At 60.2% G+C, this 12,737-nt stretch carries 11 protein-coding genes; all 11 read left to right on the forward strand.

The window, feature by feature from the left end:
• Positions 1 to 10: 10 nt before the first annotated feature.
• The 11 genes from nuoG to L2A60_RS10325 are packed head-to-tail and all read left to right on the forward strand — an operon-like array spanning position 11 to position 12,665.
• The gene (gene nuoG, locus L2A60_RS10275; protein ID WP_235704284.1) at positions 11 to 2,068 is read left to right on the forward strand and encodes an NADH-quinone oxidoreductase subunit NuoG; all 2,058 of its coding nucleotides are present in this window, start codon (positions 11 to 13) and stop codon (positions 2,066 to 2,068) included.
• Between the two features lie 5 nt (positions 2,069 to 2,073).
• Complete coding sequence (nuoH, locus tag L2A60_RS10280) at positions 2,074 to 3,090, forward strand: NADH-quinone oxidoreductase subunit NuoH (protein WP_235704285.1); 1,017 nt, start codon at positions 2,074 to 2,076, stop codon at positions 3,088 to 3,090.
• A 15-nt stretch (positions 3,091 to 3,105) separates the two neighbouring features.
• A complete protein-coding gene (nuoI, locus tag L2A60_RS10285) occupies positions 3,106 to 3,594 on the forward strand; it encodes an NADH-quinone oxidoreductase subunit NuoI (RefSeq protein ID WP_235704286.1) in 489 nt (162 codons plus the stop codon).
• Between the two features lie 9 nt (positions 3,595 to 3,603).
• On the forward strand, positions 3,604 to 4,245 hold the full coding sequence (locus L2A60_RS10290; RefSeq protein ID WP_235704287.1) for an NADH-quinone oxidoreductase subunit J: 642 nt from the start codon (positions 3,604 to 3,606) through the stop codon (positions 4,243 to 4,245).
• On the forward strand, positions 4,245 to 4,556 hold the full coding sequence (nuoK, locus tag L2A60_RS10295; protein WP_235704288.1) for an NADH-quinone oxidoreductase subunit NuoK: 312 nt from the start codon (positions 4,245 to 4,247) through the stop codon (positions 4,554 to 4,556). The genes L2A60_RS10290 and nuoK overlap by 1 nt, the downstream gene beginning before the upstream one ends.
• Position 4,557: 1 nt before the next feature.
• Positions 4,558 to 6,486, forward strand: coding sequence for an NADH-quinone oxidoreductase subunit L (gene nuoL / locus L2A60_RS10300; RefSeq protein WP_235704289.1), 1,929 nt, complete (start codon positions 4,558 to 4,560; stop codon positions 6,484 to 6,486).
• Positions 6,487 to 6,499: 13 nt separating this feature from the next.
• Entirely contained in the window at positions 6,500 to 8,005 is a 1,506-nt protein-coding gene (locus L2A60_RS10305; RefSeq protein WP_235704290.1) for an NADH-quinone oxidoreductase subunit M, read from the forward strand.
• Positions 8,002 to 9,450, forward strand: a complete 1,449-nt coding sequence (gene nuoN, locus L2A60_RS10310; protein WP_235704291.1) for an NADH-quinone oxidoreductase subunit NuoN — start codon at positions 8,002 to 8,004, stop codon at positions 9,448 to 9,450. Before L2A60_RS10305 ends, nuoN begins: the two co-directional genes overlap by 4 nt.
• On the forward strand, positions 9,447 to 10,175 hold the full coding sequence (locus L2A60_RS10315; protein ID WP_235704292.1) for a biotin--[acetyl-CoA-carboxylase] ligase: 729 nt from the start codon (positions 9,447 to 9,449) through the stop codon (positions 10,173 to 10,175). Before nuoN ends, L2A60_RS10315 begins: the two co-directional genes overlap by 4 nt.
• A gap of 23 nt (positions 10,176 to 10,198) precedes the next feature.
• Positions 10,199 to 10,999 (forward strand): type III pantothenate kinase, encoded by an 801-nt coding sequence (locus tag L2A60_RS10320; RefSeq protein WP_235704293.1) that lies wholly within the window; start codon positions 10,199 to 10,201, stop codon positions 10,997 to 10,999.
• A gap of 19 nt (positions 11,000 to 11,018) precedes the next feature.
• The gene (locus L2A60_RS10325) at positions 11,019 to 12,665 is read left to right on the forward strand and encodes a ribonuclease J (RefSeq protein ID WP_235704294.1); all 1,647 of its coding nucleotides are present in this window, start codon (positions 11,019 to 11,021) and stop codon (positions 12,663 to 12,665) included.
• The last annotated feature ends 72 nt before the right edge of the window (positions 12,666 to 12,737 follow it).

Here is a 12,737-nt window from a genome sequence, read left to right on the forward strand (position 1 = left end):
AGCAACACTGATGGCAAAAGTCACCGTCGACGACATCGAGATCGAGGTGCCGAACGGTTTTACCGTGCTGCAGGCGGCGGAAGCCGCGGGCAAGGAAATTCCGCGCTTCTGCTATCATGAACGGCTGTCGATCGCGGGCAATTGCCGGATGTGCCTGGTTGAGGTCGAAAAAATGCCCAAGCCTGTGGCGTCCTGTGGGCAGCCGGTTGGCGACGGCATGGTGATCCATACCGATACCGAAAAAGTCCGCCAGGCGCGGCGCAGCGTGATGGAATTCCTGCTGATCAACCATCCACTCGATTGCCCGATCTGCGATCAGGGCGGCGAGTGCGACCTGCAGGACGAGGCGATGGGCTATGGCCGCGATCATTCGCGCTATCATGAGGCCAAGCGCGCGGTGGCCGACAAATATCTCGGCCCGCTGGTCAAAACGGTGATGACGCGCTGTATCCAGTGTACGCGCTGCATCCGGTTCCTCGCCGAAGTGGCGGGGGTGCCGGAACTGGGCGCGACATCGCGGGGCGAAGCGATGGAGATCACCAATTATGTCGAACGCGCGCTGAGTTCGGAACTGTCCGGCAATATCATCGATATCTGCCCGGTCGGCGCGCTCACCTCGAAGCCCTATGCCTTCGTCGCCCGTACCTGGGAGCTGCGCAAGACCGACGGCATCGACGTGCTGGACGCGGTCGGAACCAATATCCGCATCGATTCACGCGGCGGCGAGGTTCTGCGCATCCTGCCGCGCATCAACGATGCGGTGAACGAGGAATGGCTTGCCGACAAATCGCGTTTCGCGCTGGACGGTCTGAAGCGCCGGCGGCTCGATCGGCCCTGGATCAGGCGGGACGGCAAACTGCGAGAGGCGAGTTGGGATGAAGCGTTCGCCGCGATCGCGGCACGGATGAGCGGCCTCGATCCCGCGCGGATCGGCGCCATTGCCGGTGATCTGTGCGATGTCGAAAGCATGATGGCGCTGAAGGATCTCATGGTGTCGATCGGGTCGCGCAATCTGGATTGCCGGCAGGACGGCGCCACGCTCGACTGGTCGCGGCGTGAATTCTATCGGTTCAATACGACGATCGAGGGAATCGACGAGGCGGATGCACTGCTGATCGTCGGCGCCAATCCACGCCGGGAAGCGCCGGTGCTGAATGCACGGCTACGCCGGCGCTGGGTTGAGAACACCAAGTTTTTCGCGGGCATGGTCGGTCCAACTGCTGACCTCACCTATGATTACGCGCATCTCGGCACGGACGGCGCCGCATTGCGCACTCTGCTCGACCCGGAACATCCGTTTATCAAACGCCTTGTCGCGGCTGAACGCCCGATGCTGATCCTCGGACAGTCTGCCCTCGCTCGACCGGACGGTCCCGCAATCCTTGCCGCATGCTGGAAGATCGCCGAGACCACCGGAATGCTTAGCGCGGATTGGCATGGCTTCAACGTCCTTCATAACGCCGCGGCGCGGATGGGAGCGTTCGATCTTGGCTTTGTTCCCGAAGGCGGCAAGGATATCGCCGCGATGTTCGATGGCGGAACTGATTTCCTTTGGCTGTTGGGCGCCGACGAGATCGACATGGGGCGCATCAGCGCAGAAACCTTCGTCGTCTATCAGGGGCATCACGGCGATCGTGGCGCGGCGCGTGCAGACGTTATTCTGCCGGGTGCGGCCTATACCGAAAAGCCCGGCACCTACGTGAACATCGAAGGCCGGGTGCAGACCACGTTGCGCGCGGTATTTCCGCCCGGTCAGGCGCGCGAGGACTGGACGATTCTGCGCGCGTTCAGCGCCGTCCTCGGCAAGCCGCTGCCTTATAATGACCTTGAAGCGCTGCGCCGCCGTCTTGCTGAGGCCAACCCGGTATTCGCCGAACCCGATACGATTCGCCGTATCGCCCATACAGGCGGCGTGAAGCCGGCTGGCGATTCCTCCGCGATCGCGGATGCCGCCTTTGCGCCGGCATTTGAGACCTATTACCAGACCGATCCGATCAGCCGTGCGAGTCCGACCATGACGAAATGCATTGCCGAAACCGCGGCACCCATGCGGCAAGCGGCGGAGTAGACGCGATGCAGGGCGGTTTTTTTGCAACCGATTTCGGCATTCTGATTCTGACACTGCTCAAATCCCTGGCGCTGATCGTACCGCTGCTGATCGGAGTCGCCTATCTCACCTATGCCGAACGCAAGATTCTCGCGGCGGTGCAGTTGCGGCGCGGTCCGAACGTGGTCGGTCCCTTCGGCCTTTGGCAGCCTTTCGCCGATGCGATCAAGATGCTGTTCAAGGAAACCATCATCCCTGACGGGGCGAATCGGTTCCTGTTCCTGATCGCTCCGATCATCACCTTCGGACTCGCGATCATCGCCTGGGCGGTGATCCCGGTTAACGATCACTGGGCGATCGCCAGCATCAATGTCGGGCTGCTCTATCTGTTCGCGATTTCGTCGCTCGGCGTCTATGGCGTGATCATCGCGGGATGGGCAAGCAATTCCAAGTTCGCCTTTCTAGGCGCGATGCGCAGTGCCGCGCAGATGGTCAGTTACGAGGTATCGATCGGGCTGGTGATCCTGTCGGTTCTGGTCTGCACGGGCAGTCTCAATCTCAATCAGATCGTGCTGGCCCAGCGAACCATCTGGTTCGCGATTCCGCTCCTGCCGATGCTGGTGGTATTCTTCATCTCCGGACTTGCGGAAACCAACCGGGCGCCATTCGACCTGCCGGAAGGCGAAAGCGAGATCGTCGCCGGCTTCTTCGTCGAATACAGCGCGATGAGCTTCGCGCTGTTCTTTCTTGGCGAATACGCGAACATGATCCTGATGAGCGGGATGACGACCATCCTGTTTCTCGGGGGCTGGCTCTCGCCGATCCCGTTCGCACCATTCACCTGGGTACCGGGGCCGATCTGGTTCATCCTGAAAGTCGTTTTGTGTCTGTTCGTGTTTCTATGGGTGCGCGCGACTTTGCCACGCTTTCGGTACGATCAGCTCATGCAACTCGGCTGGAAGGTATTTCTGCCATTTTCTCTCGCCTGGCTGGTTATTACCGCAAGTGCGCTCGAAATTTTCGGCTGGTTGCCGCATGCGTGATCAGGAGATTCGATAATGTCCAGACTCGATCGCATCGCGCGCAGCTTTCTGCTGACGGAAATCTTGTCCGGTCTGGCTCTGACCTTGCGCTACTTTTTCAAGCGCAAGGCGACTCTGAACTATCCGTACGAAAAAAACGCGATCAGCCCTCGGTTCAAGGGGGAACACGCGCTGCGCCGCTATCCGAACGGCGAGGAACGGTGCATTGCCTGCAAGCTTTGCGAAGCAATCTGCCCGGCTCAGGCGATCACCATCGAAGCCGAGCCGCGCGATGACGGTTCGCGACGAACCACCCGTTACGATATCGACATGACGAAATGCATTTATTGCGGATTTTGCGAGGAAGCCTGCCCGGTCGATGCGATCGTAGAGGGGCCGAATTTCGAATTTGCGACCGAAACGCGCGAGGAGTTGCTTTATGACAAGCAGAAATTGCTCGCCAATGGCGATCGCTGGGAGGCGGAGCTCGCCAAGCGTCTCGAACTCGATGCTCCCTATCGCTAGAGCGTCATCATGATCGCCGATATCGCCTTCTATGTCTTCGCCGCCATCCTGCTTATCTCGGCCTGCATGGTGATTACCGCGCGCAACTCGGTGCATTCGGTGCTGTTTTTGATCCTCGCTTTCATCAACGCAGCGGCTTTGTTCGTGCTTGCGGGGGCAGAATTCCTCGCGATGGTTTTGGTAATCGTCTATGTGGGCGCGGTCGCGGTACTGTTTTTGTTCGTCGTGATGATGCTGGATGTCGACTTTGCGGCGCTGCGCGAGGGTTTTCAGCGCTATGCGCCGCTTGGTCTGACGATCGGCTTCATTCTGATGGTTGAGGTCGGACTCACGGTGATCGACTGGTCGGTCGCGTCCGGTGCGCATTTCGTTCGACTTGCGCCGATGCCGGCGCATCTCTCGAATACTGCAGCGCTCGGTGATCTGATCTACACACACTACATGTTTGCCTTTGAACTCGTGGCATTGTTGCTGCTAATCGCCATGGTGGGTGCGATCGTACTGACCCATACCGATCGGCGCGGCCCGCGCCGGCAGAATATCGAGACGCAGCATGAGCGACGAATTGACGAGACTCTGACCATGGTGACGATCGAGTTTGGCTCGGGAGCGAAACGCATATCGGCACAATCCGGCAAGGAGATCGGCTGATGGTCACGGTTGGTCTTGCGCATTATCTGGTTGTGGCTGCGTTGCTGCTGGTAATCGGAATTTTCGGGATCTTCCTAAATCGGAAAAACGTGATCGTCATCATGATGTCAATCGAGCTGATCCTGCTTGCCGCCAACATCAATTTCATCGCCTTTTCGGCGGCGCTGCACGACATGGTGGGACAGGTTTTCGCCATGTTTGTTTTGTCGGTCGCTGCAGCGGAAGCGGCGATCGGACTTGCTATCGTCGTTGTCTATTTCCGCAATCGCGGCTCGATCGAAGTCGATGATGTCACGCTGATGAAGGGCTGAAATGATGCTCGCAATCGCCGTCCTGGCACCGCTTGCAGGCGCCCTGCTTGTCGGGCTGCTCCGCCCTTTTGTGACACGTGGCATGGCCGTCGGGCTCAGCGTGGCTTCGCTCATTATCTCGGCTCTTGCCGCGATCGTCACGGATTACCGGCATCTTGTGCTGCAGGTTCCGGATCACCTCGTGGTGCTTGGACCGTGGATCAGCGTCGCGCAGTTCACGCCCCACTGGACGCTGCGTGTAGATACGCTCTCGCTGGTGATGGTTGGCATGGTCAGCGTGGTCTCTGCGATCATCCACGTCTATAGCGTAGGCTATATGGCGGGTGACCGCACGGAGCCGCGGTTTTTCGCCTATATTTCTCTGTTCACTTTCGCGATGCTGATGCTGGTAACGGCGAACAACCTGCTCCAACTGTTCTTCGGCTGGGAAGGGGTTGGCCTAATGTCCTACCTGCTGATCGGCTATTGGTATGACCGCGCGAGTGCCAACGAGGCGGCGATCAAGGCGTTTATCGTGAACCGGGTGGGCGATCTGTTTTTCGCGGTAGGCATCGCACTCACCTATCTGCAATTCCATAGCGTCGATTACAGCGTGATTTTCAACGGCGCAACACAGGCCGTCTCCGCACGTTATCACGTGTTCGGCGCCGATCTGCCGGTGTTGGAAGTGATTTCGATCCTGCTGTTCGTCGGCGCGATGGGCAAATCAGCCCAATTGTTCCTGCACACCTGGCTGCCGGACGCGATGGAAGGGCCGACGCCGATTTCCGCTCTGATCCACGCCGCAACCATGGTGACGGCCGGGGTGTTCATGACGGTGCGAATGTCGCCGCTCATCGCGCAAGCGCCGGTTGCGATGGATGTGATTGCGGTGATCGGCGGGGCGACGGCGTTTTTCGCGGCTACCATCGGCTGCGTGCAGAACGACATCAAACGCATCATCGCCTATTCCACCTGCTCGCAGCTCGGCTACATGTTTCTTGCAGTCGGAGTTGGTGCCGCACCTGCGGCGATATTTCACCTAGTCAATCACGCATTCTTCAAGGCGTTGCTGTTTCTTGCTGCGGGTTCGGTGATCCATGCACTCGCTGAGGAGCAGGATATTCGCAGGATGGGCGGGTTGTGGCGCAAACTTCCCGTTACCTACGTAACGATGTGGGCGGGAGCTTTGGCGCTCGCCGCGATTCCGCCTTTCTCGGGTTTCTATTCAAAAGACGCGATACTTGCCGCTGCCTTCGCCGATCACTCCGCCTCCGCCATGTTCGGCTGGCTGCTCGGCACACTCGCTGCGGGACTGACAGCATTCTATATCGTGCGCCTGTTGTTGATGGTGTTTCATGGTACGCCGCGTGGCCCGCGTGAGGCGATTGCACATGCGCATGAAAGCCCTTTGGTCATGCTTGGCCCGCTCATCGTGCTTGCGGTTGGGGCGCTGGCCAGTGGCTTTCTTTTGGCCCCCAGTTTCATCGGTGGACGTTTTGGCGCGTTCTGGAGTAGCAGCATCGCGCTGCCGGCACATGGTGCCGTGATGCAAGCACTCCACCTGGTTCCGGTCTGGGCCGAGCGCATGCCGCTTCTGCTCGCGATCGCGGGGATCGGAGTCGCCTACTGGCTCTACGAACTGGCGCCAGGGCTTCCGGCGCGGCTTGCGCGTGCGCTACCAGGTCTCTATGCCTTCCTGCTCAACAAGTGGTATTTCGACGAGCTGTATGACGCGGTTTTCGTTCGTCCAGCATGGCGTCTTGCCCGATTCATTTGGCGGGTCGGCGACGAAGAGGTGATCGACGGTATTCCAGACGGAATCGCACGCCTGACTTCCGATGCATCCGGCCAAGCGGTGAAGCTCCAGAGCGGCTCGATCGCGGTTTATGGTTTTGTCATGCTGATCGGCCTGACGGTGCTGATCACGCTGTTCCTGCTCGTGCGATAAGGGAGATCCGGTGATGAATTTTCCGCTTCTCTCCTTGATGATCTGGCTGCCCCTGGTTGGTGCCGGCCTGATGTTCGTCACCCAGGGCAACGAGATCGTGGCCGCGCGCAACGCGCGATGGATCGCGTTGTGGACCAGCCTGATCGTTATGATCCTCGCCATCGTCATGTTGCTCGGATTCAATCCGGCGGCGCATGATTTTCAGTTCACCGAGACGGCGCATTGGATTCCGCAATTTCATGTTGCTTACCGGCTCGGTGTCGACGGCATCAGCCTGTTCTTCGTCGCGCTCAGCGCGTTGCTGACGCCGATCGCAGTGCTCGCGAGTTGGCGCGAGACGCGACGGGTGCGCGACTACATGGCGGCGTTCCTGCTGCTGGAGACCATGACGATCGGGATGTTCTGCTCGCTCGACTTTCTGATGTTCTACATGTTTTTCGAGGGCGTTCTGATCCCGATGTATGTGATCATTGGCGTCTGGGGTGGTGAGCGGCGGGTTTATGCCGCGATCAAGTTCTTCGTCTATACCTTGGCTGGGTCGCTGCTGATGCTGCTCGCGTTGGTGTGGATGTGGCACAATGCCGGCACGACCAACATGATTGTGCTAATGCACACGCCGATCCCGCCGCATATCCAGGATTGGCTGTTCCTGGCGTTTCTCGCGTCGTTCGGGGTGAAAGCGGCGGTGTGGCCACTGCACACCTGGCTGCCGGATGCTTACGGCGAAGCACCGTTGCCCGGTACGATCATGCTCGCGGCAGTGCTGTCGAAAATGGGCGCCTACGGATTCCTGCGCTTTTCGCTGCCGATGCTGCCGCAGGCTTCCGCCTATTTCGCACCCTTGATGTTTGTGCTCGGGATCATGGCGGTGATCTATATTTCCTTCGCCGCCCTCGCGCAGACCGACATGAAACGCATGATCGCCTATTCCTCGGTTGCTCATATGGGCTTGATCGTCGTCGGCATTTTCACCTTTACGGTCGAAGGGATCGAGGGTGCGCTGTTTCAGATGGTCTCGCACGGCCTAGTGATCGCGGCGTTGTTCCTGTGTGTCGGCGTGCTGCTCGCGCGCGGCCATTCGCTGCGGTTGGATCAATTGGGCGGGCTGGCGGCACGCATGCCGGTTTATGCGGCGTTTCTGATGTTGTTCGTCATGGCGAATGTCGGCTTGCCCGGAACATCAGGTTTCGTCGGCGAAATTCTGGTGATGATCGGCGCGATCCAGGTCAATTTCTGGGTCGCACTGCTCACCGGCACGGGTATGATCCTGAGCGTCGCCTATATGCTGGTGCTGACACGGCGCGTGCTGTTCGACCATGCGCGCGGAATCGCCAGCGCGCTAATCGACGATATCTCGGGGCGTGAGTGGGCAATGCTCGCGCCGCTCGCCATATTAGTGATCGTGCTCGGATTTATCCCGAACGGCCTGACTTTCGCGTTCAACAACGCGGTGAAGGATCTTGTGCACGCTCATATGTCGGCGCTCGGGCAGGCTCATCTGGCAATGGCAAAACCATGAGCACGGCAATGGCGATGCTTTATACCACGTTGCCTGTCCTGTTTCTTGCCATCGCTGGTATGGTCATGCTGATGTTCGGCGTCTTTGCTCGCCGCGATCATACCTTCGCGATCACCGCCGCTTCGATCGTGGCCCTGGCGATCACCGCACGACTGATTTTCGCGGCTCCCGACGGGCAGGTTTTTCATGCCATGCTCGTCACCAACGACTTCACCCGCTTCGCGGATATATTGGTGTTGGTGGGCGCAGCAGGAGCTCTGTCGCTTTCCGTCGGCTTCAACGAACGCACCGGCATCACACGGTTCGAATATCCTGTGCTGATTCTGTTCTCGGTCATCGGGATGGTGGTTCTGGTCTCGGCCGGCGATCTGCTGACGCTGTATATTGGCTTCGAAATCCAGTCGCTGGCTCTCTACGTGCTCGCCACCTTCGCGCGGAACAACGTGCGGTCTTCCGAAGCCGGATTGAAATATTTCGTGCTCGGCGCGCTGTCGTCGGGGGTGCTGCTTTACGGCATATCGCTGGTCTATGGCTTTGCCGGCACGACCAGTTTCGTCGATATCGCGCATGCGCTCGCAAGACATTCCATGGTTTCGATCGGCTCGACCATCGGCATCGTGTTCGTCATGGTGGGGCTTGCCTTCAAGATTTCCGCGGCACCATTCCATATGTGGACACCCGATGTGTACGAAGGCTCGCCGAGTTCGGTGACTGCGTTCTTTGCCACCGCGCCGAAGGTTGCAACCTTCGCGCTTTTGCTCCGGGTGATGCTCGGGCCGTTCGCGCCGATGCTCGCTCAATGGCAGGATCTGGTCCAGATTGTCGCTGCGGCTTCGATGGTGATCGGTGCGCTGGGTGCAATCGGTCAGAGCAACATCAAACGACTGATGGCCTATTCCTCCATCGGTCATATGGGTTACGCCCTGATGGGATTGGCTGCCGGTACGGTGACCGGCGTGCGCGGCGCGCTAATCTATCTCGCGATCTATCTGGTGATGTCGCTCGGTACCTTCGGCTGCATCATCGCGATGAGCCGCAAGGGAAAGCCGGTCGAACGGATCGACGATCTCGCCGGCATGGCTTCCGAGGATGGGCGCTATGCGCTCGCACTCGCGGTACTGATGCTGGCAATGGCCGGGATTCCACCACTTTCAGGCTTCTTCGGTAAACTCTATGTATTTCTGGCCGCGATCCGCTCGGGACTCGACGTGCTTGCGGTGATCGGCGTGGCGACCAGCGCGATCGCGGCCTTCTACTATCTGCGCGTCATTAAGGTGATGTATTTCGATACCGGCACGCCGGGATTCGATCGGCGCACGGCCGGGATCAACCTGGTGATCGGCGTAAGCGCTGCAGTCACCGTGCTGTTCGTGTTCTACCCGTCGCCGCTATCCACCGTTTCGTCCTACGCGGCACACGCATTGTTCCAGAGCGCGAAATTTTGACGTCGCCGCTGTCCTGGCGAATCGAACGATACGAAGCGCTCGCCTCGACGTCTGATCTCTGCGTCGATCGAGCGCTGGCAGGTGAACCCGATCGTCTGATGGTGATCGCGGCACGGCAGAATGCAGGGCGTGGTCGGGCAGGCCGGGCATGGTCGTCGCCCGAGGGCAATTTCTACGGCTCGGTTCTATTGCGCCCCGGGGCTCCGGCCAACTCCGGCGGGAGTTTCGCGCTGCTGGCCGGCCTTTCGCTTCTCGAGGCGTTTGCCGGCTTTTTGCCCGATGCCTCGCGCCTCGTGCTCAAATGGCCGAACGACATCATGGCCGGACAAGCGAAACTCGCCGGGGTTTTGCTCGACGCGGCGATCGAGGCTGACCGCATCACCTGGCTGGTGATCGGCTTCGGCGTCAACCTGGTGGCTGCCCCGGCGGTTCCAGGACGGCTGACCACTAATCTTGCGGCGCTCGGCTGCATCACATCCCCCGATCGGCTTGCCGAAAAATTGTGTTCCCGCATCGATCACTGGCAGGCGAGCCTTGCCGCTGACGGCGGTGCCGCGTTGCGTCTGGCCTGGACGGCATGGGCGCATCCGCCGGGAACGGCAATCACCGTCGATGGCGGGCGCATCTGCGGTATCTATGAGGGGATTGACGCAGAGGGAAGTTTGTTGCTCCGAAACGGCGGCACCGTCACCGCAATCCGCAGTGGCGACGTCGCTTTGTTGTGACCGCGGACGAAAGGCCAACCGCAATGCTTCTGGCCATTGACGCCGGGAATACCAATATCGTCTTCGCCGTGCATGACGGCGAAAGCTGGCGCGGCATCTGGCGCATCGCAACCGATGCGCAACGCACATCGGACGAATACGGTGTCTGGCTTGGCTTCTTGCTGAATCGCAACGGAATCGCGATCGCGCAGATCGATCGTGCGGTGATCGGCACGGTGGTTCCTGCCGCGCTCTATCACCTGCGCCGCTTTTGCCGGGATTGGTTCGGGATCGAGCCGCTGATCGCGCAGGCGGAATTGGACTGGGGCTTCGCCATCAAGGTGGACAACCCGAACGAAGTGGGGGCGGACCGACTGCTCAACGCACTTGCGGCACACCAAACCTATGGTGGTCCGCTGATCGTGATCGATTTCGGGACCGCGACGACCTTCGATATCGTGGATCAGACTGGCGCCTATGTCGGCGGCGTGATCGCGCCAGGGATCAATTTGTCGATCGAGGCGCTGCATCAGGCGGCGGCCCGCCTACCGCGAATCGGGATCGGCCGGCCGCAGATGGTAATTGGAACCTCGACGATTCCGGCGATGCGCTCGGGGATTTATTGGGGCTATGTCGGGCTGGTCGAAGGACTGGTCGCGCGCATCCAGGCCGAATTCGGCCACACGATGAAGACTGTCGCGACCGGCGGTCTCGCGCCGCTGATTGCCGAGGGTAGTGCGCATATCGAGCGCACCGACCCGGATTTGACCCTCGAAGGCCTTCGCCTCCTTTCGCTACGCAATGCGGCACCGCAACTGCACCACCGCGACCCGGACAACGACTAATGATGAAAGCACGATACGGATGAACCAGACGATGGAGGGGCTGTTTTTCGCGCCGCTCGGCGGCACCGGCGAAATCGGGATGAATCTCAACGTCTATGGCATCGACGGCACTTTGCTCGCGGTCGATTGCGGTATGGGTTTCGCGGGACCGGAAGCGCCTGAAGCCGAGTTGCTGGTGCCCGATCCGACCTGGCTCGCCGCCGAACGCGACCGGCTGAGCGGCTTGGTGATCACCCATGCGCATGAGGATCATATCGGCGGCATTGCGCGGATCTGGGATGCGCTGCGCTGCCCGATCTATGCCACGCCGTTTGCCGCGGCACTGATCCGCTATCGACTGAACGAGGCTGGGCTGCTGCGCACGGTGGCAATTCACGAAATCAAACCGGGAAGCCGGTTTGAGATCGCGTCATTCAGCCTGCGCTATATCCGCATGGCGCATTCGACGCCCGAGGCGCAGGCTCTTGCAATCACCACACGACTCGGCACGATCCTGCATACCGGCGACTGGAAACTCGACCCCGAGCCGCTGATCGGACCGCCCACCGATGAGGCCGCGTTGCAGGCGCTGGGTGACGAAGGCGTGCTGGCGATGATTTCCGACAGCACCAACGCCCTAGTCGAGGGGCATTCCGGTTCGGAAGCCACGGTTCGCAAAAGCCTCACCGCGCTGATCGCCGGCCTGAGGGGCAGGGTGGTCGTCACCTGTTTTTCCAGCAACATCGCGCGCATCGAATCGGTGGTGAAAGCCGCACAGGCCGCCGGCCGGCAGGTCGCACTGGTGGGGCGGAGCCTGGGGCGATATGTCGAAGCCGCGCGCGAGGTGGGATATTTGCGCGATTTGCCTGATTTCGTGCCGGAGGATGAGGCGGGGCGCATCCCAGACGATCATCTGTTGATCCTCGCCACCGGCAGCCAGGGCGAAAAACGCTCGGCCCTGGCCCGGATCGCCGCGGACACCCATCGCAATATTGCCCTCGGCGAAGGCGACACGGTGATTTTCTCGGCGCGCATGATCCCCGGCAACGAGCGGGCGATCGGCACGGTGCAGGACGATCTGGTCCGAGCCGGCGTGACCGTGATGACCGACGGCGATCACATGGTCCATGTCTCCGGCCATCCGGCACGCGACGAACTGCGCCGGCTGTATCGGCTGGTGCGGCCGAAGTACCTGATCCCGACCCATGGCGAGTGGCGGCATATGGCGGCGCAGGCCGATCTGGCGGAAGCCGAGGGAATTCGCACGCTGTTGCTGGAAGACGGCGATGTCCTGCATCTCGCCCCCGGCGTGGCCGAAGTGATCGACAGCGTCCCGGTGGGCCGATTGGCGGTGGATGGCGAGCGGCTGGTGCCGATGCAGGGCGGAGTGATGGCGGCGCGCCGGCGCATGATGTTCAACGGCGTCGTGGTGGGCAGTATCGCGGTGGATAAAGCCGGCCGAGTGAAAGGCGCCGCGCAGATCGCCGCCCCTGGCCTGTTCGAGGCACAGGACGCGGCGCTGGGCGAATTGGAGGCCGATTTCACCGCATCTTTCGAGGAATTGCCCGCGAGTCTGCGATCCGATCGTGCCGCGGTGAAAGAAGCTGCCCAGGCGACCTTACGCCGCGTACTCGGACGCCGGTTTGGCAAACGACCACTGGTGGATGTGCATGTTATTCAAGTTTAATGCTTATATATTAATCATTTGAATAAATAATGTATTTTAATGATGAAATTATCGACAAATATGGTTTTTTTA

Origin of the sequence: Acidiphilium iwatense (assembly GCF_021556475.1) — a bacterium.
Taxonomy (GTDB): domain Bacteria; phylum Pseudomonadota; class Alphaproteobacteria; order Acetobacterales; family Acetobacteraceae; genus Acidiphilium; species Acidiphilium iwatense.